Source organism: Pseudoduganella sp. GW821-FHT05F09 (assembly GCF_059419605.1).
The window spans coordinates 69,970-87,492 of the sequence record NZ_JBWKSD010000005.1 but is presented as its reverse complement, the minus strand read 5'-3'; the positions used below and the strand labels follow the sequence as shown (position 1 = coordinate 87,492).

Sequence of the window (17,523 nt, the reverse complement as noted above, 5' to 3'; positions counted from 1 at the left end):
ATGGACAATTTGCTGCTGCTGGTGCACCGGATACCGTACCCGCCCAACAAGGGCGACAAGATCCGCTCCTACCATTTGCTGAAACACCTGGCCGAACATTACCGCGTGCACCTGGCCACCTTCGTCGACGACCAGGACGACTGGCAGCACGTGCCGCGCCTGCAGGCCATGACGGCCAGCGCGCACTTCGCGCCGCTGAACCCGAAGACCGCGCGCGTGCGCAGCCTGGGCGCACTGCTGGGCAACCGCTCGCTGTCGCTGGACTACTACCGCGACGCCGGCCTGCGGCGCTGGGTGGACGAAACCGTGCGGCGCGAAGGCATCACGCGCATCGTGGTGTTCTCGTCGGCCATGGCGCAGTACGCCGAGGCCTATCCGGACGCCACCCGGGTGGTCGATTTCGTCGACGTCGATTCCGACAAGTGGCGCCAGTATGCCGAGAAGAAGTCCTGGCCCATGAGCATGCTGTACGCGCACGAGGCGCGCCAGCTGCTGGCCTACGAGCGCCGCGTGGCGCGGGAATGCGACGCGGCGCTGTTCGTGTCCGCGCCCGAGGCGGAGCTGTTCCGCACGCTGGCGCCGGAGAGCGCGGCGCGCACCGGCCACTTCAGCAACGGCGTGGACACGGTGTATTTTTCGCCCGAAGACCCGCATGGCCGTCCGCACGGCAATCCCTACACGGCGCAGGAGCTGCCGCTGGTGTTCACCGGCGCCATGGACTACTGGCCGAATATCGACGCCGTGACCTGGTTCGCGCAGGACGTGCTGCCGGCGGTGCGCGCGCGCCATCCGCAGGCGGTGTTCTACATCGTCGGCGCGCGGCCCGCGTCCGAAGTGCAGGAACTGGCCGGCCTGCCCGGCGTGGTGGTCACCGGCACCGTGCCGGACGTGCGGCCCTATGTGGCGCACGCCGCGCTGTGCGTGGCGCCGCTGCGCATTGCGCGCGGCATACAGAACAAAGTATTGGAAGCGATGGCCATGGCGCGCACCGTGGTGGTGTCGCCGCAGGCGCTGGAGGGCATCGAGGCCGAACCGGGCCGCTCGCTGCTGCTGGCCGCCGATGCGCCGGCCTTTATCGTCACCGTCAACGCCGCGCTGGACCAGCCCGATGCCGCCATCGGCCGTGCCGCGCGCGCCACCGTCGAACACCTGTATGGCTGGAACAGCCATCTGGCCCAGGTCTGCGCCCTGCTGGAGGCCGGCCGCCCCGTGAGGAAAGAAGCATGACATCCAGTTCCCTGCCAGCGGCCAATGACGGCGCGCCCGCAACCGCATCCCATCCCGGCCCCGCACCCGGCGCCGGCAAGAGCCAGAAGGCCTTGCTGCTGCTCGCCGTGGCGGCCCTGCTGCTGCCCGTGCTCGCCTATTTTTCCACGGCGCGCTCCATCGTCGAGATCTGGGACAGCTCCGGCACCTTCACCCACGGCTACGTGATCCTGCCCATCAGCCTGTGGCTGGCGTGGCAGCGCCGCGCCGCCCTCGCGCAGCTGAGCGCCGCGCCCTGCTGGCCCGCGCTGCTGGCGCTGGCCGCCTGCGGCGCCGCCTGGCTGCTGGGCGAATTCGGCGACGTGCAGATCGTGCGCCACTATGCCTTCGTGGCCATGCTGCCGCTGGCGGTGCTGGCACTGCTGGGCAAACGCATCGCCTGGGCGCTGGCCTTTCCGCTGGCCTTCCTGCTGTTCGCCGTGCCCTTCGGCGACGTCTTCATCAATCCGCTGATCGGCGTCACCGCCGACTTCACGGTGTGGGCGCTGCGCGCCACCGGCATCCCGGTGCTGCGCGACGGCACCAGCTTCTCCATCCCGACCGGCAACTGGTCGGTGGTGGAAGCGTGCAGCGGCGTGCGCTACCTGATCGCCTCCGTCACGCTGGGCTGCCTGTACGCCTACCTGACCTTCCGCAGCACCCGGCGCCGCGCGCTGTTCATCGCGGCCTCCGTGCTGGTGCCGATTATCGCCAACGGCCTGCGCGCCTACATGATCGTCATGTTGGGCCACCTGAGCGGCATGACGGTGGCGGTCGGCGTCGACCACCTGATCTACGGCTGGCTGTTCTTCGGCCTGGTGATGTTTTTGCTGTTCTGGCTGGGCAGCCTGTGGCGCGAGGACGCGCCGGCCGACGAGCAGGCCGCGTCGGAGCGCGCCGCCGCCGAAGCGGCCGCCCTGGCGCACAGCGCGCCCATGCGCAGCTTCGCCGCCGCCCTGCTGGCCATCGCCGTGTGCGTGGGCGCCTGGCCTGCCTACGCGGCCTGGCTGGAGCAGCGCGAAAGCGCCGCCGCGCCGGCCAGCTTGTCCGCCTTCGCCAGCGCCTGGCAGCCGGCCGCGCCTTTCGCGCAGTGGAAGCCGAGCTACCCGGCCGCCAGCGCCGAGCTGCAGCAGTTCTATGCCGATCAGGCCGGCCATGCCGTCGGCCTGAACCTGCTCTATTACCGCCAGCAGGACCACAACACCAAGCTGATCAGCTCGGTGAACCGGATCGCGGCGGAAAAAGATCCCAACTGGCGCAGCGTGGCTTCCGAGCTGCGCGAGGAAAACCTGGGCGGGCGTGTCCTGGCCGTGCGCGAAAGCACGCTGTCGGGCGCCGGCGGCCGCATGCTGGTGTGGAGCTGGTACTGGGTGGACGGCCGCTACACCGCCAACGATTATCTGGGCAAGGTGCTGCAGGTGAAGCAGAAGGTGCTCAAGGGCAGCGACGACGGCGCGGCCGTCATGGTCTTCTCGCCCTACGACGAGAAGCCGGAAGCGGCGCGCGCCGCCATGCGCGCCTTCCTGGCGGCGAACCTGGCGCGGGTGGATGCCGCGCTTAATGCGAATCGGCATAAATAAATACTGAAACTGGGAAAGCGCGGGACATCATGTGTGGAATAGTCGGAATCTTTGATACGCGCGGCACGCGCGAAATCGACCGCGCGGTGCTGGCGCGGATGAACGAAACACAGCACCACCGCGGCCCCGACGAGGCCGACCTGTACATCGAGCCGGGCGTGGGCTTCGGCCACCGCCGCCTGTCGGTGATCGACGTGGCGGCCGGCCTGCAGCCGCTCGGCAACGAGGACGGCAGCGTCATGGTCTGCTACAACGGCGAGATCTACAACTACCGCGAGCTGACCGAGGAACTGAAAGGCCTGGGCCACACCTTCCGCACCCGCTGCGACACCGAGGTGATCGTGCACGCGTGGGAGGAGTGGGGCGAGGCCTGCGTGCACCGCTTCCGCGGCATGTTCGCCTTCGGCCTGTGGGACCGCAACCAGCAGGTGATGTTCCTGGGCCGCGACCGCATGGGCGTCAAGCCGCTGTACTACGCCATGCTGCCGGACGGCTTCTTCGCCTTCAGCTCGGAGCTGAAAGCGCTGCGCACCCTGCCGCAGCTGAACCGCGAGATCGACCCGCAGGCGGTGGAGGACTACTTCGCCTACGGCTACGTGCCCGAGCCGAAGACCATCTTCAAGGGCGCGCTCAAGCTCTCGCCCGGCTTCACCTTGCTGCAGAAAGTGGGCGCGCCGCAGGCCGTGCCCAAGCAGTACTGGGACGTGCCGTTCAAGCTGCACGGCGCCATGTCCGAGCAGGACGCGCAGGAAGAGCTGCTGACCCGCATCCGCGAAGCGGTGAAGATCCGCCTGGTGGCCGAGGTGCCGCTGGGCGCCTTCCTGTCCGGCGGCGTCGATTCGAGCGCGGTGGTGGCCATGATGGCCGGCCTCAATGAAGGCCCGGTGCACACCTGCTCGATCGCCTTCAACGACAAGGCCTACGACGAATCCGAATATGCCTCCATGGTGGCCGCGCAGTACAAGACCGACCACTACACCGAGACCGTCGACACCGACGACTACGGCCTGATCGACACCCTGGCCCACCTGTACGACGAGCCCTTCGCCGACAGCTCGGCGATACCGACCTACCGCGTGTGCCAGCTGGCGCGCAAGCGCGTCACGGTGGCGCTGTCGGGCGACGGCGGCGACGAAAACCTGGCCGGCTACCGCCGCTACCGCTACGCCATGGCCGAGCAGAACGTGCGCGGCCGCATTCCGCTCAGCCTGCGCAAGCCGGTGTTCGGCACGCTGGGCCGGCTGTATCCCAAGGCCGACTGGGCGCCGCGCGTGTTCCGCGCCAAGACCACCTTCGAAGCGCTGGCGCGCGACACGGTGGAAGGCTATTTCCACGGCGTGACGGTGATGTCGGACGCCATGCGCGACAAGCTGTTCAGCCCCGGCTTCCGCGCCGGCCTGCAAGGCTACCGCGCCATCGACGTGATGCGCGGCCACGCCGCCAAGTCGCCGACCGACGATCCGCTGTCGCTGATACAGTACATCGACATGAAGACCTATCTGCCGGGCGACATCCTGACCAAGGTGGACCGCGCCTCGATGGCCCACGCGCTGGAAGTGCGGGTGCCGCTGCTGGACCACCAGCTGGTGGAATGGATCTCCGGCCTGCCGTCCGACATGAAGCTGCGCGGCAGCGAGGGCAAGTACGTGTTCAAGAAGAGCCTGGAGGCCCATCTGCCGCACGACATCCTGTACCGCAAGAAGATGGGCTTCTCCGTGCCGCTGGCGGCCTGGTTCCGCGGACCGCTGGCCCAGCGCGTGCGCGACGCGCTGCTCGGTCCCCTGCTGGCCGACACCGGCATCTTCAACAAAGGCTTCCTGCACGAACTGGTGGAGCACCACCAGTCCGGCCGCCGCGACTACAGCGCGTCCATCTGGACCGTGCTGATGTTCGAGGCCTTCCTGCGCAAGGAAATGGCGGCTTAACCATGACTGCAACCGTGAACCAAGCTACCACCACCGCCACCGCCACCGCAGGCGCCGGGAGCGCGCCGCTGCGCATCCTGCACGTGCTGGACCATTCGATTCCGCTGCACAGCGGCTACACCTTCCGCACCCGCTCCATCCTGCAGCAGCAGCGCGCGCTGGGCTGGGAAACCTGCCACATCACCAGCTCCAAGCAGGGCGAAGCCGGCCCGGCCAAGGAAAGCGTGGACGGGCTGGAGTTCTACCGCACCGCGCCGTCCACCGGCATGCTGGCGCGCCTGCCGGTGTTCAGCCAGCTGGCCGTGATCGACACGCTGGCCGCGCGCCTGCTGGAGGTGGCGCGCCAGGTGCGGCCGGACATCCTGCACGCGCATTCGCCGGCGCTGAACGCGGTGGCGGCGCTGCGGGTGGGCAAGAAGCTGGGCATCCCCGTGGTGTACGAGATCCGCGCCTTCTGGGAGGACGCGGCGGTGGACCACGGCACCGCCACCGAATGGGGCATGCGCTACCGCTTCACGCGCGCCATGGAAACCTATGCGCTCAAGCGGGTGGACGCGGCCACCACCATCTGCGAAGGCCTGCGCGGCGAAATCATCACGCGCGGCATTCCGGCGCAGAAGCTGACCGTGATACCGAACGCCGTCAACATCGAGGACTTCAGCATCGGCGGCCAGCGCGACGCCGCGCTGGCCGCGTCGCTGGGCATGGACGGCAAGGTGGTGCTGGGCTTCATAGGCTCCTTCTACGCCTACGAGGGCCTGGACGTGCTGCTGCAGGCCGTGCCGGCCATGCTGGCGGCCAATCCGGACATCCGCGTGCTGCTGGTGGGCGGCGGTCCGCAGGACGCGGCGCTCAAGGCGCAGGCCGCGGCGCTGGGCATCGCCGGCCAGGTGGTGTTCACCGGGCGCGTGCCGCACAGCGAAGTGCAGCGCTACTATGACCTGATCGACGTGCTGGTGTATCCGCGCCTGAAGATGCGGCTGACCGACCTGGTCACGCCGCTCAAGCCGCTCGAAGCCATGGCGCAGGGCAGGCTGCTGGCCGCGTCCGACGTGGGCGGCCACAAGGAGCTGATTATCGACGGCGAGACCGGGGTGCTGTTCAAGGCCGGCGACCCGCAGTCGCTGGCGCAGAAGGTGCTGGCGCTGCTGGCCGAGCCGCAGCGCTGGGCCGCGCTGCGCGCGAGTGGACGCAACTACGTGGAAACGGAACGCAACTGGCGCGCCAGCGTGGCGCGCTACAAGCCGGTGTACGCCGCCCTGAGCGGGCGGCCCTAGCGCATCAGCCGGCGGCGGCTTGTTCTGCCGCGTCGCGCTGCGCGCGCCACGGCAGATACCAGTCGCGGAAGCGGGACAAGCCCGTCTCCAGCGTGATGGTGGGCGCGAAGCCCACCCAGCCGCGCAGCTTGTCGATGGCGGCGTAGGTGGCCGGCACGTCGCCCGGCTGCATCGGCAGGAAATTCATTTTCGCCTCCACGCCCAGCACGCGTTCCAGCGTCTGGATGAACTCCAGCACGCGCACCGGCTGGTGGTTGCCGATGTTGAACACGGCGTGCGGCACCTTCCCTTCGCCGGCGGGCTGCGGCTTGTGCAGCAGCCGCACCACGCCCTCGACGATGTCGTCGATATAGGTGAAGTCGCGGCTCAATTTGCCTTCGGCGAAAACGGGTATCGCTTCGCCGCGCATCATCTTCTCGGCAAAGCTGAAGTAGGCCATGTCCGGCCGTCCCCACGGTCCATACACGGTGAAGAAGCGCAGGCCGGTGGCGGGCAGGCCGAACAGGTGGCTGTAGGAGTGCGCCATCAGCTCGTTGGCCTTCTTGGTGGCCGCGTACATCGACACCGGGCCGTCGCAGCGGTCGTCCTCGCTGAAGGGCAGGCTGGCGTTGGCGCCGTACACGCTGCTGCTGCTGGCGTACAGCAGGTGCTGCACCCGGTGGTGGCGGCAGGCCTCCAGCATGTGGCCGAAGGCCACCAGGTTGGACTGCACATAGGCGGCCGGATTGTCCAGCGAGTAGCGCACGCCGGCCTGCGCGGCCAGGTGCACCACCAGCGCCGGCTGCTCGCGCTCGAACAGCGCCTGCACCTGCGCGCCGTCGGCCAGCTCCACGCTGTGGCAGGCCACGCCGGCCGGGGCCAGCAGCGCCTGCACGCGGCCGGTTTTCAGGCGCGGATCGTAATAGTCGTTGAAGTTGTCGCAGCCCACCACGGCGTGGCCCATGGCGGCCAGGCGCGCGGCCACGGCGCTGCCGACAAAGCCGGCCGCGCCGGTCACCAGTACTTTTTGCGGCGCGTTCATGGATGCAGGGTGTGGTTGATGCGTCCTATGCCTTCATAGGACAGGCCGGCCGCGCTCACCGCTTCCAGGTCGTAGATGTTGCGGCCGTCGAACACCGCCTTGTCGCGCAGCTGCTCGGCCAGGTAGCGGAAGTCCGGCGAACGGAATTCCTTCCACTCGGTCACCAGCACCAGCGCGTCGGCGCCGGCGGCCGCCTCCTTGGCCGAGGCGGCCAGCACCAGCAGGTCGGCGCAGCGCGCCTGGCCGTGCTCGGCCAGCAGCAGGCGTTCGGCCTCGGCGCTGGCCACCGGATCGTAGGCGCGCACCTTGCAACCGGCCGCGAACAGGGCGCGCATCAGCACCAGGCTGGGCGCTTCGCGCATGTCGTCGGTATTGGGCTTGAAGGCCAGGCCCCACAGCGCGATGGTCTTGCCGTGCAGCGCGCCGGCGCTGCCGTAGTGGCGCACCAGCTTGTCGAACAGCACATTCTTCTGGCGTTCGTTGACGTCCTCGGTGGCCTGCAGGATGCGCAGCGGCTGGTCGTGGTCGGCGCCGGTGCGTATCAGCGCCTTGACGTCCTTCGGGAAGCAGGAGCCGCCGTAGCCCATGCCGGCGTACAGGAACTGCGGGCCGATGCGCGGGTCCTTGCCCATGCCCAGGCGCACCGATTCGATGTCCGCGCCCAGCAGCTCGGCCAGGTTGGCCAGCTCGTTCATGAAGCTGATGCGGGTGGCCAGCATGGCGTTGGCGGCGTACTTGGTCAGCTCGGCGCTGCGCACGTCCATCTCGATGAATTTCTCGTGCTGGCGGCTGAACGGCGCGTACAGCAGGCGCATCTGCTTGAGCGCGGCCGGGTTGTCGCTGCCCACGATAATGCGGTCCGGGCGCGTGAAGTCTTCCAGCGCCGCGCCTTCCTTCAGGAATTCGGGATTGCTCACCACGTCGAACTGCACTTCGGCGCCGCGCTTGGCCAGCTCGGCGGCGATGGCGTCGCGCACCTTGTCGCCGGTGCCGACCGGCACGGTGGACTTGTCGACCACGATCACCGGGCGGGTGATGCGCTGGCCTATGCTGCGCGCGGCGGCCAGGATGTACTGCAGGTCGGCGCTGCCGTCCTCGTCGGGCGGGGTGCCCACCGCCAGGAAGATCACGTCGGCATGCGCCACCGCGTCGTCGTAGCTGGTGGAGAACAGCAGGCGGCCGGCGGCGGCGTTGCGCGCCACCAGCGTGTCGAGGCCGGGTTCATGGATGGGAATGCCGCCGCTGTTCAGGAGAGCGATCTTGCGCTCGTCCACGTCCAGGCACAGCACAGTGTTGCCAACATCGGCGAAACAGGCGCCGGTCACGAGACCGACATAGCCCGAGCCTATCACAGAAATATTCATATATTGTGCCCGTAGACTGGAACGCCAGGGGAGGCGAGGGGAGGAATGTGCTTGGCCGTCCAAGCGTAGCTCTTGCGTAATTGTACTTTCAATTTTATTATCAGTAAACGTGCCGCAGTGCGGCGTAAACGCCCACCGTCTGCCCACCGTCCGCTACCGATAAAATGAAGCTACTTACCTTCAGCACCTTATTTCCCAACGAGCAACAACCTGGCCACGGTATCTTCGTCGAAACCCGGCTGCGCTATCTGCTGGCCAGCGGCCAGGCCACCTCGCGCGTGGTGGCGCCGGTGCCGTGGTTCCCGTCCAGCCATCCCCGTTTCGGCCAGTACGCCACCTATGCCAAAGTGCCGCGCCACGAGGAGCGGCACGGCATACAGGTGAGCCATCCGCGCTATGTCAGCCTGCCCAAGGTCGGCATGCGCGTGGCGCCGCTGCTGCTGGCGCGCGCCGCCAAGGCCGAGATCGGCCGCATCCTGGACGAAGGCTATGACTTCGACCTGATCGATGCGCACTATTTTTATCCGGACGGCGTGGCGGCGGTGATGCTGGGCAAGTACTTCAACAAGCCGGTGGTGATCACCGCGCGCGGCACGGACATTAATTTGATCCCGCAATATTCTTTGCCTAAGCGCATGATTTTGTGGGCTGCACGCAACGCCCAGGGCATGATTACCGTGTGCCAGGCCTTGAAAGATGAAATGGTGCAGCTCGGGGTGGACCCGGCCCGCGTGACGCCGCTGCGCAACGGTGTGGATTTGCAGCGCTTCGCACCGTTGCCCGGACGCGACGCGGTGCGCAGCGAACTGGGCCTGAACCGCTACACCCTGCTGTCGGTCGGCTACCTGATCGAGCGCAAGGGCCACGAACTGATCATCGCCGCGCTGCCGGCCCTGCCGGACGCGGAGCTGCTGATCGCCGGCAGCGGCCCGGACCGCGCCAAGCTGGAAGCGCTGGCGGTGCAGCTGGGCGTGGCGGAGCGGGTGCGCTTCCTCGGCCCGGTGGCGCAGCCGGAACTGAAACGCTATTACAACGCCGCCGACGCCATGGTGCTGGCCTCCAGCCGCGAAGGCTGGGCCAATGTGCTGCTCGAGGCCATGGCCTGCGGCACGCCGGTGGTGGCCAGCAATGTGTGGGGCACGCCGGAAGTAGTGGCCGCGCCGGCGGCCGGGGTGCTGATGCGCGAACGCACGCCGCTGGGCGTGGCCGACGCGGTCAAGGCGCTGCGCGCCGCGCCGCCCGAGCGCGCCGACACCCGGCGCTACGCCGAGCTGTTCAGCTGGGACGCCACCACCGAGGGCCAGCTGCGCCTGTTCGGCGACATCCTGCAGGGCCGCAGCTCGCCCGTGTGGCAGCCGAGCGGAGTGCGTCCTTGAGCGCAGCGATGAGCCCGGCGCCGGGCGCGCAGGCCGATGACCGTCCGCTGGTGCTGCACGTGATCCACCACCTGGTGATGGGTGGGCTGGAGAACGGCCTGGTGAACCTGATCAACAGCATGCCGCCGGAACGCTACCGCCACGCCATTGTGTGCGTGGAGAACTACAACGACTTCCGCCTGCGCATCGCGCGCGCCGACGTGGAGGTGATTGCGCTGCACCGCTCGCGCATCGGCATCTGGCGCATGCGGCTGGAAATGCTGCGCCTGTTCCGCCGCCTGCGGCCGGCCATCGTCCACTCGCGCAATATGTCGGGACTGGACGCGCTGCTGCCGGCGCGCCTGGCCGGGGTGCGCACCTGCGTGCACGGCGAGCACGGCTGGGACGTGGGCGACCTGGACGGCAGCCAGTGGAAGCCGGCGCTGCTGCGCCGCCTGCACGCGCCGCTGGTGGACCGCTACATCACCGTGTCGCAGGACCTGGCGCGCTACCTGGCGCGCCGCGTCGGCGTGGCGCAGCCGCGCATCCGCCAGGTCTACAACGGCGTGGACACCGCGCGCTTCGCCCCGCGCGCGCCCGGTGCGCCGCGGCCCGCGCTGCCGGACGGCTTTGCAGGTCCGGACCACATCCTGATCGGCACCGTCGGCCGCCTGCAGCCGGTGAAGGACCAGGCCACGCTGCTGCGCGCCTTCGCCCGCCTGCGCGAAACGCAGCCGGCGCTGTGGCCGCGCCTGCGCCTAGCCATCGTCGGCGGCGGGCCGCTGGAAGCGGAACTGCAGGCGCTGGCGGCGGAGCTGGACGTGGGCGCGCAGCTGTGGCTGTCCGGCGCGCGCGACGACGTGCCCGCCATCCTGGCCAGCTTCGACGTGTTCGTGCTGCCCTCGCTGTCCGAGGGCATCTCCAACACCATCCTGGAGGCCATGGCCTGCGGCCTGCCGGTGCTGGCCACCGGCGTGGGCGGCAACCTGGAACTGGTGAAGGACGGCGTCTGCGGCCGCTTCTTCACCCCCGGCGACGTGGACGCGCTGAGCGGCCTGCTGGCGGCCTATGGCGGCGACGCCGGGCTGCGCGGCGCGCACGGCGCGGCGGCGCGCCATATCGCAGTGGAGGAATTCAGCATGGCGGCCATGGTCAACAACTATATGGCGGTGTACGACAGCGCCGGGAAGCGCGCATGACGCCTCCGCTCAACACCCCGCGCAGTACCTCAGGCAGCACCCTCGCCATCCACCTGCTGCTGGCCGCTCTGGTGGGCCTGCTGTTCATGGGCGCGCACGCGGACGGCTCCTACTGGTGGAGCGACGCGCCGCGCCACGCCCTGAACGGCGTCTTCGTCAAAGACCTGGTGGCCGCCGCGCCCTGGTCCGACCCGTCGCGCTACGCCTACGACTACTACGCCCAGTACCCGGCGCTCACCATCCTGTTCTACCCGCCGCTGTTCTACGCCATCAGCGCGCCGTTCTACGCCCTGTTCGGCGTGTCCGAAGCGACCGCGCTGCTGGTGGTGGCGCTGCACTACGTGGCCTTCGCCTGGGGCGCGTGGGCGCTGTTCCGCTGCTGGCTGCCGGCCTGGCACGCCGCGCTGGCCGCCGCCGCGCTGGCGGCGCTGCCGGAGATCGCTTTCTGGGGCCGCCAGGTGATGCTGGAAGTGCCCAGCCTGGCCTTCTTCATCTGGAGCGCGGTGCTGTTTACGCGCTACCGGCGCACCGCGCGTCCGCTGCTGCTATACGGCGCGGCCGCCTTGCTGCTGCTGGCCATGTACACCAAGCTGACGGCCGGCTTCCTGGCGCTGGCCTACGCCGGCACCCTGCTGTACGAACGCCGCGCCGCCATGCTGAAAGACCGCCACCTGTGGCTGGCCGCGCTGCTGGCCTGCGTCGGCCTGGTGCCGCTGCTGGTGCTGACGGTGAAGTTCGGCCAGGCCAACATTCAGTCCGCGTCCGGCATCAACGACTCGCTGGTGTCGCGCAATTCATTGGCCGGCTGGCTGTGGTATCTGCGCCAGTTCCCCGGCCAGATGGGCTGGGCCGTGCTGGCGGCGGGCGCCGCCGGGCTGCTGGCAGGCGCCGTGGCGGCGGTGCGCAAGCGCGGGCTGGACTGGCTGGCCAAGGCCGGGGCGGGAGGGGAGGGCGGCCTGGGCCGTGGCGACCTGGTGTTCTGGCTGCTGTGGCTGCTGGCCGGCTATCTGTTCTTCTCCGCCATCGACCTGAAGGAAGCGCGCCATAGCGTCTTCATCCTGCCGCCGCTGGTGCTGGCCGCCGCGCTGCTGCTGGCGCGCCTGCCCCGGCCGTCCTGGCAGCTGGCGGCGCTGGCCGCGCTGGCCGGCGCCGCGCTGCTGCAGACCACGCTGCTGCGTCCGGTGCCCTATGTGCGCGGCTTCGCCGAGGCCGCGCGCCTCGTGGCCGCGCAGGCGCCCCGGGACAGCAGCGTGCTGTTCTCCGGCTACCGCGACGGCTCCTTCGTGTTCAATATGCGTACCCACGAGGAGCGCCGCGACCTGACCGTGGTGCGCGCGGACAAGATCCTGCTGAATGTGGCCGTGCGGCGCGAACTGGGCGTGACGGAGCACGAGCTGAGCGAGGACGACATCCTGCGCCAGATCCAGGACCTGAACGTCAGCTATCTGGTGGTGCAGCCCGGCTTCTGGAACGACCTGGCCGTCATGCAGCGCTTCGAGCGCGTGCTGGCGCAGGCCCGCTTCGAGGTGGTGGCGCGCATCCCCACGCCGAACAACGTCAAGGCCTACGAGAAGGAGCTGGTGGTGTACCGCAACAAGGAGCCGTCCGGCCGCCGCGCCGGGCCGCGCAAGCTGGACCTGCCCATCATCAACCGCAGCATAGAAGCCGGACGCTAAAAAAAAATTCACGACTGCAACAATTGGAGACAATTCGGGGCGAATCGCTGGCTATACTAAAAATTCCCCAGCGAGCCCCTGACCCCGCCTCGCGTATCGAACGCCCCACTCCAGCGAGGATATGCGATGCGCCAGAACACCCCAGTCACACAAAACGAGTACGTCCTTGAGGACGGCAAGACCATCGTTTCGACCACCGATTTGCAGGGCAATATCAACTACGCCAATCCCTATTTCATCGAGGTGAGCGGCTTCCAGGAAGCCGAGCTGCTGGGCGCGCCGCAGAACATCCTGCGCCACCCCGACATGCCGGCGGAAGCCTTCGCCGACCTGTGGGCCACCATCAAGGGCGGCATGCCCTGGACCGGCATGGTGAAGAACCGCTGCAAGAACGGCGACTTCTACTGGGTGCTGGCGAATGTGACGCCGGTGGTGGAGCACGGCCGGCCGGTGGGCTATATGTCGGTGCGCACCAAGCCCAGCCGCGAACAGGTGGCGCAGGCGTCCGCGCTGTACCGCGAGATCCGCAACGGCAATCCGAACGGCCTGCGCATCCGCAACGGCCGCGTGCTGGGCAGCGGCGCGCTGGCGCGGCTCAACGAACTGCGCAAGCTGTCCGTGGCCAGCCACCTCGGCATCAACTGCGCCTGGCTCACCGCCAGCATGCTGGTGTTCGCGGCGGCCTTCTGGAGCATGGACGGCGCCTACAGCGGCTGGCTGGGCGGCGCCGCGCTGCTGGCGGCGGCCATCGTGCTGTATTTCTGGTACAGCCTGCACCGCGCCATTGTCGCGCCGCTGGCGCGCGCCACTGCGGCGGCGCGCAAGATGGCGGGCGGCGACCTGACCGGCGTGATCGACGTGCCGCGCGACGACGACATGGGCCAGCTGCTGGCCGCGCTGCGCCAGATGAATGTGAACCTGCACAGCATCATCGGCGACGTGCGCAGCAATTTCGACGAGATCAAGCAGGCCACCACCGAGATCGCCAGCGGCAACCAGGACCTGTCCGGCCGCACCGAGTCGCAGGCCAGCAGCCTGCAGCAGACCGCCGCCAGCATGGAGCAGCTCACCACCAATGTGCAGCAGAGCGCCACCAGCGTGGCCAGCGCCAACGAGCTGGCCGAAGCCGCCTCGCACATCGCCGCGCAGGGCGGCAGCATCGTGTCGCAGGTGGTGACCACCATGGACGACATCAGCAGCTCGTCGCGCAAGATCCTGGACATCATCGGCCTGATCGACGGCATCGCTTTCCAGACCAATATCCTGGCCCTGAACGCGGCGGTGGAGGCGGCCCGGGCCGGCGAGCAGGGGCGCGGCTTCGCCGTGGTGGCCAGCGAGGTGCGCAACCTGGCGCACCGCTCGGCCAGCGCGGCCAAGGAGGTCAAGGCGCTGATCGACCTGTCGATCGAGAAGGTGAGCGCCGGCTCGGTGCTGACCGGCAGCGCGGGCGCCACCATGAGCGAGGTCATCAAGTCCGTGGGCCGCGTGACCAGCGTGATGGACGAAATCTCCACCGCCACCAAGGAGCAGGGCAACGGCATCGTGCAGGTCAACCAGGCGGTGATACAGATAGACGACATCACCCAGCAGAACGCGGCGCTGGTGGAGCAGGCGGCGGCCGCCGCCACCAGCCTGGCCCATCAGACCGAATGCGTGTCGCAGGCGATGGCGGTCTTCAAACTCAAGGAGCTGGCCGTGGTCTCCCGGGTGCGCCAGCTGGCTTGAGGGCGCGAAGGGGGACGGGGGCGGCGCCAAGTCGGTGTAAGATACCCGGAGTAATTCATCCGGGAAACTTTCATGCGTCAGACCATTCTCCTGGCGGCCCTGCTGGCCGCCGCCCACGCCACCGCCGCGCCGGCCGCAAGCGCGCCCGCCGCCAACCCGCGCCTGGACGGCGTGAAGCAAATCGAGCGCAATGCCTGCGTGCGCGCCGGCAACACGGGGCCAGGCGCGCCGCGCAACCTCAAGCTGGTGCCGAAATACTGCGAGTGCGTATCCAGCCACTACTGGAACGGCGTGCCGCAGGCGGAAGTGGATGAATTGATGAACAACGGCCAGTCCGCCGCCATCGACCGCAAAAAGGACGAGCGCCTGGCCGCCGCGCGCAGCGCCTGCCAGGTGAAATGAAGGTCAGCCTGAGCATCCAGGGCTGGCAGTTCGAGACCGACGGCGCGGCCAGCGTGCTGATGGCGGCGCAGCAGGCCGGCATCCGCCTGCCCAGCTCCTGCCGCAACGGCACCTGCCGCACCTGCATCTGCCACATGGGCAGCGGCAGCGTGCGCTACCTGGTCGAATGGCCGGGCCTGAGCGCCGACGAAAAGCGCGAAGGCTACATCCTGCCCTGTGTGGCCGTGGCCCAGTCCGACCTGGAACTGGCGGTGCCGGCAGCGCGCCGCATCGACCCGGCTTAGGGCGCGCTCAGTCCGGTTCCGCGCCGCCGCCGCCGATATCGCCCCGGCGCAGCCTGCTCAGCAGCGCATCCGCGCTGCCGCTCAGCGGCAAGCCGTGCTGGCGCAGCATCTGGATGTGCAGCACCAGATTTTCCAGCACCAGCTTGGCCGCCACCGCCATCAAGGTCAGGCGGCGGTCCTCCTCGCTGAACGACTCCATGGCGTCGGCCATGTCGACCAGGTGGCTGGCCACCAGGCCGCGCAAATCCTGCTCGTCGAAGGGCAGGTCGGCGAAATCGATCGGGTCTTCCTGCTCCACCTCCAGCATCAGCGTTTCCAGTTCCGCACGCGTGATCGTCATGTGTTGCTCCTGTGGTTGCCCTGATTGCATTTTAGTCCCAAGCGCCCCCGATACGCGCTAGAATTTCCGGTCCGGGAGCCTGGTGGAGCCACGCATGGCGCAGATTATCTTTACGCAGCAACTAGCCCGTTTCCTGCCCGTGCCCCGGCTCGAGGTGCAGGCCGCCGACCTGCGCGCCGCGCTGGCCGCCGCCTTCGAGGGCAAGGAGCGCCTGCGCGGCTACGTGCTGGACGACCAGGGCTGCTTGCGCGAAAACGTCGTCATCTTCATCGACGGCCAGCGCAGCCGCGACCGCCAGCGGCTGGACGACCCGCTGCGGCCCGATTCCCAGATCTATATCTTGCAAGCACTTTCAGGAGGCTGACCATGGCAGACCGCGCATACCTCGCAACCCGCAAGGGCCTGTTCGAACTGGCGCCCCGGAACGGCGTGTGGCAGCTGGAAGGCCACCACTTCCTTGGCGAGCCGGTCAGCCAGGTGCTGGTGGACGAGCGCGACGGCACGCTGTACGCCGCGCTCAACCTGGGCCACTTCGGCACCAAGCTGCACCGGCGCGACGCCGGCAGCGGCAGCTGGACCGAGGTGGGCGTGCCGGTCTACCCGCCCAAGCCGGAAGGCAGCGACGACAAGGTGGACTGGACGCTGCGCCAGATCTGGTGCCTGGAAACGGGCGGCAAGGACGAGCCCGGCGTGCTGTGGGCCGGCACCTTGCCGGGCGGCCTGTTCAAGTCCAGCGACCGGGGCGACAGCTGGCAGCTGGTGGAGTCCCTGTGGAACCTGCCCGAGCGGCGGCAGTGGATGGGCGGCGGCTACGACGTGGCAGGCATCCACAGCATCTGCGTCGATCCGCGCGACAGCCGCAGCATCCTGGTCGGCGTGTCCGTGGGCGGCGTGTGGCTCACCACGGACGGCGGCGCCAGCTGGAGCTTGCGCGCCAGCGGCATGGTGGCCGGCTATATGCCGCCCGAGCTGGCCGAGGACGGCGTGGCCCAGGACCCGCACCGCATCGTGCGCTGCGAAGGCGAGCCGGACAAATTATGGTGCCAGCACCACAGCGGCATCTGGCGCAGCGTGGACAACGGCGCGCGCTGGATGGAGGTGAAGGACGTGCAGCCGTCCAGCTTCGGCTTCGCGGTGGCGGTGCACCCGCGCGACGGCGACACGGCCTGGTTCGCGCCCGGCGTGGCCGACCAGCAGCGCATCCCGGTGGACGCGGCCATGGCCACCACCCGCAGCAGCGACGGCGGCGCCAGCTTCACGGCGCAGCGCAACGGCCTGCCGCAGGAACACTGCTACGACCTGGTGTACCGGCACGGCCTGGCGGTGGCCGAGGACGGCAAAACGCTGCTGATGGGCTCCACCACCGGCGGCGTGTGGCTGTCGGCCAACGGCGGCGACTTTTGGCAGACCATCTCCAGCAATATGCCGCCGGTGTACGCGGTCAGGTTCGGCTGATCACGCGGCGTAGTAGGCCAGGAACATATCGGCCGCCGTCGCGATCAGGGCGGCCTCGGCGGCCGGCGCCAGCACCGGCTGGCCCATGGTCACCTGCGGCCAGAAGGCGAAGGCCTTCAGCTGGCCTTGCAGCAGATGCGAGGCGAACACCGGGTCCAGCGGCTTGAGCTTGCCGTCCGCCTGCGCCGCGCGCAGCCAGGCCGCCACGCCTTCCTCCTTGTCGGCCAGCCTGGCCACCATTTCCTGCGCCCGCTCCGGGTGGTGGATGCCCTCGGCGATGGCGACCCGCGCCAGGTCGAGGAAATAGCCGTCGCGCAGCAGCGCCATCTTGGTCCCCATCAGCTCCAGCAATTGCGCGCGCAGCGGCTGGTCCGCGCGGTAGCGCAAGGCCTGCAGCGCTGCGCTGCTGTCCCACAGCTGCTGCAGGATATGGGCGAACAGCGCGTCCTTGCTGGGGAAATGGTTGTAGACAGTGCGCTTGGAAACGCCGGCGGTGGCGGCGATCTTGTCCATGCTGGTGGCGTCGAAGCCGTTGGCGCGGAATTCAGCCACGGCGGCGGCGACGATGGCCTGGCGTTTGCGGTCGGTGAGGCGGGTAGTGTCCATGCAAGTATTTTACACCGGGTAGTTTACTTTCTCAAAAAATGAAACTACACTGTGCAGTATACTTTTTAC

Annotated in this window: 16 protein-coding genes; 12 read left to right on the top strand and 4 right to left on the bottom strand. The window is 68.7% G+C overall.

All coding sequences use genetic code 11. From position 1 onward, the window contains the following. The 4 genes from AC07S4_RS17280 to AC07S4_RS17265 all read left to right on the top strand — a co-directional run bounded on the left by AC07S4_RS17280 (position 1) and on the right by AC07S4_RS17265 (position 6,027). Positions 1 to 1,227, top strand: coding sequence for a TIGR03087 family PEP-CTERM/XrtA system glycosyltransferase (locus AC07S4_RS17280; RefSeq protein WP_494987832.1), 1,227 nt, complete (start codon positions 1 to 3; stop codon positions 1,225 to 1,227). Then, positions 1,224 to 2,825, top strand: coding sequence for an exosortase A (gene xrtA, locus AC07S4_RS17275; protein ID WP_494987831.1), 1,602 nt, complete (start codon positions 1,224 to 1,226; stop codon positions 2,823 to 2,825). The genes AC07S4_RS17280 and xrtA overlap by 4 nt, the downstream gene beginning before the upstream one ends. Positions 2,826 to 2,854: 29 nt before the next feature. Beyond that, positions 2,855 to 4,750, top strand: coding sequence for an XrtA/PEP-CTERM system amidotransferase (locus tag AC07S4_RS17270; protein WP_494987830.1), 1,896 nt, complete (start codon positions 2,855 to 2,857; stop codon positions 4,748 to 4,750). Positions 4,751 to 4,818: 68 nt separating this feature from the next. Next, positions 4,819 to 6,027, top strand: a complete 1,209-nt coding sequence (locus AC07S4_RS17265; RefSeq protein ID WP_494988250.1) for a TIGR04063 family PEP-CTERM/XrtA system glycosyltransferase — start codon at positions 4,819 to 4,821, stop codon at positions 6,025 to 6,027. A gap of 4 nt (positions 6,028 to 6,031) precedes the next feature. On the opposite strand, the gene AC07S4_RS17260 is transcribed toward AC07S4_RS17265, so the two are convergent. Then, a complete protein-coding gene (locus tag AC07S4_RS17260) occupies positions 6,032 to 7,048 on the bottom strand; it encodes an NAD-dependent epimerase/dehydratase family protein (RefSeq protein ID WP_494987829.1) in 1,017 nt (338 codons plus the stop codon). Then, a complete protein-coding gene (locus tag AC07S4_RS17255) occupies positions 7,045 to 8,412 on the bottom strand; it encodes a UDP-glucose dehydrogenase family protein (RefSeq protein ID WP_494987828.1) in 1,368 nt (455 codons plus the stop codon). Before AC07S4_RS17255 ends, AC07S4_RS17260 begins: the two co-directional genes overlap by 4 nt. 164 nt (positions 8,413 to 8,576) lie before the next feature. On the opposite strand from AC07S4_RS17255, the gene AC07S4_RS17250 reads away from it, so the two are divergent. From AC07S4_RS17250 to AC07S4_RS17225, 6 genes are all read left to right on the top strand, one after another. Then, a complete protein-coding gene (locus tag AC07S4_RS17250) occupies positions 8,577 to 9,788 on the top strand; it encodes a glycosyltransferase family 4 protein (RefSeq protein ID WP_494987827.1) in 1,212 nt (403 codons plus the stop codon). Then, positions 9,785 to 10,966, top strand: a complete 1,182-nt coding sequence (locus AC07S4_RS17245) for a TIGR03088 family PEP-CTERM/XrtA system glycosyltransferase (RefSeq protein ID WP_494987826.1) — start codon at positions 9,785 to 9,787, stop codon at positions 10,964 to 10,966. Before AC07S4_RS17250 ends, AC07S4_RS17245 begins: the two co-directional genes overlap by 4 nt. Then, complete coding sequence (locus AC07S4_RS17240) at positions 10,963 to 12,642, top strand: ArnT family glycosyltransferase (protein ID WP_494987825.1); 1,680 nt, start codon at positions 10,963 to 10,965, stop codon at positions 12,640 to 12,642. Before AC07S4_RS17245 ends, AC07S4_RS17240 begins: the two co-directional genes overlap by 4 nt. A gap of 126 nt (positions 12,643 to 12,768) precedes the next feature. Next, positions 12,769 to 14,367: a methyl-accepting chemotaxis protein gene (locus AC07S4_RS17235; RefSeq protein ID WP_494987824.1), complete on the top strand. Its 1,599-nt coding sequence runs from the start codon at positions 12,769 to 12,771 to the stop codon at positions 14,365 to 14,367. 72 nt (positions 14,368 to 14,439) lie between these two features. Beyond that, positions 14,440 to 14,769, top strand: coding sequence for a hypothetical protein (locus tag AC07S4_RS17230; protein WP_494987823.1), 330 nt, complete (start codon positions 14,440 to 14,442; stop codon positions 14,767 to 14,769). Then, the gene (locus AC07S4_RS17225; protein ID WP_494987822.1) at positions 14,766 to 15,053 is read left to right on the top strand and encodes a 2Fe-2S iron-sulfur cluster-binding protein; all 288 of its coding nucleotides are present in this window, start codon (positions 14,766 to 14,768) and stop codon (positions 15,051 to 15,053) included. The genes AC07S4_RS17230 and AC07S4_RS17225 overlap by 4 nt, the downstream gene beginning before the upstream one ends. A 7-nt stretch (positions 15,054 to 15,060) precedes the next feature. Here AC07S4_RS17225 and AC07S4_RS17220 read toward each other — a convergent pair whose 3' ends face one another. Next, positions 15,061 to 15,393, bottom strand: a complete 333-nt coding sequence (locus AC07S4_RS17220; RefSeq protein WP_494987821.1) for a hypothetical protein — start codon at positions 15,391 to 15,393, stop codon at positions 15,061 to 15,063. A 94-nt stretch (positions 15,394 to 15,487) separates the two neighbouring features. Between AC07S4_RS17220 and AC07S4_RS17215 the strand changes: the two genes are divergently transcribed. Beyond that, the gene (locus AC07S4_RS17215) at positions 15,488 to 15,757 is read left to right on the top strand and encodes a MoaD/ThiS family protein (protein WP_494987820.1); all 270 of its coding nucleotides are present in this window, start codon (positions 15,488 to 15,490) and stop codon (positions 15,755 to 15,757) included. Between the two features lie 2 nt (positions 15,758 to 15,759). Next, complete coding sequence (locus AC07S4_RS17210; protein ID WP_494987819.1) at positions 15,760 to 16,848, top strand: WD40/YVTN/BNR-like repeat-containing protein; 1,089 nt, start codon at positions 15,760 to 15,762, stop codon at positions 16,846 to 16,848. Here the strand turns inward: AC07S4_RS17210 and AC07S4_RS17205 are convergent, their stop codons facing one another. Beyond that, a complete protein-coding gene (locus AC07S4_RS17205) occupies positions 16,849 to 17,454 on the bottom strand; it encodes a TetR/AcrR family transcriptional regulator (RefSeq protein WP_494987818.1) in 606 nt (201 codons plus the stop codon). It abuts the gene before it with no gap. Positions 17,455 to 17,523: the final 69 nt, after the last annotated feature.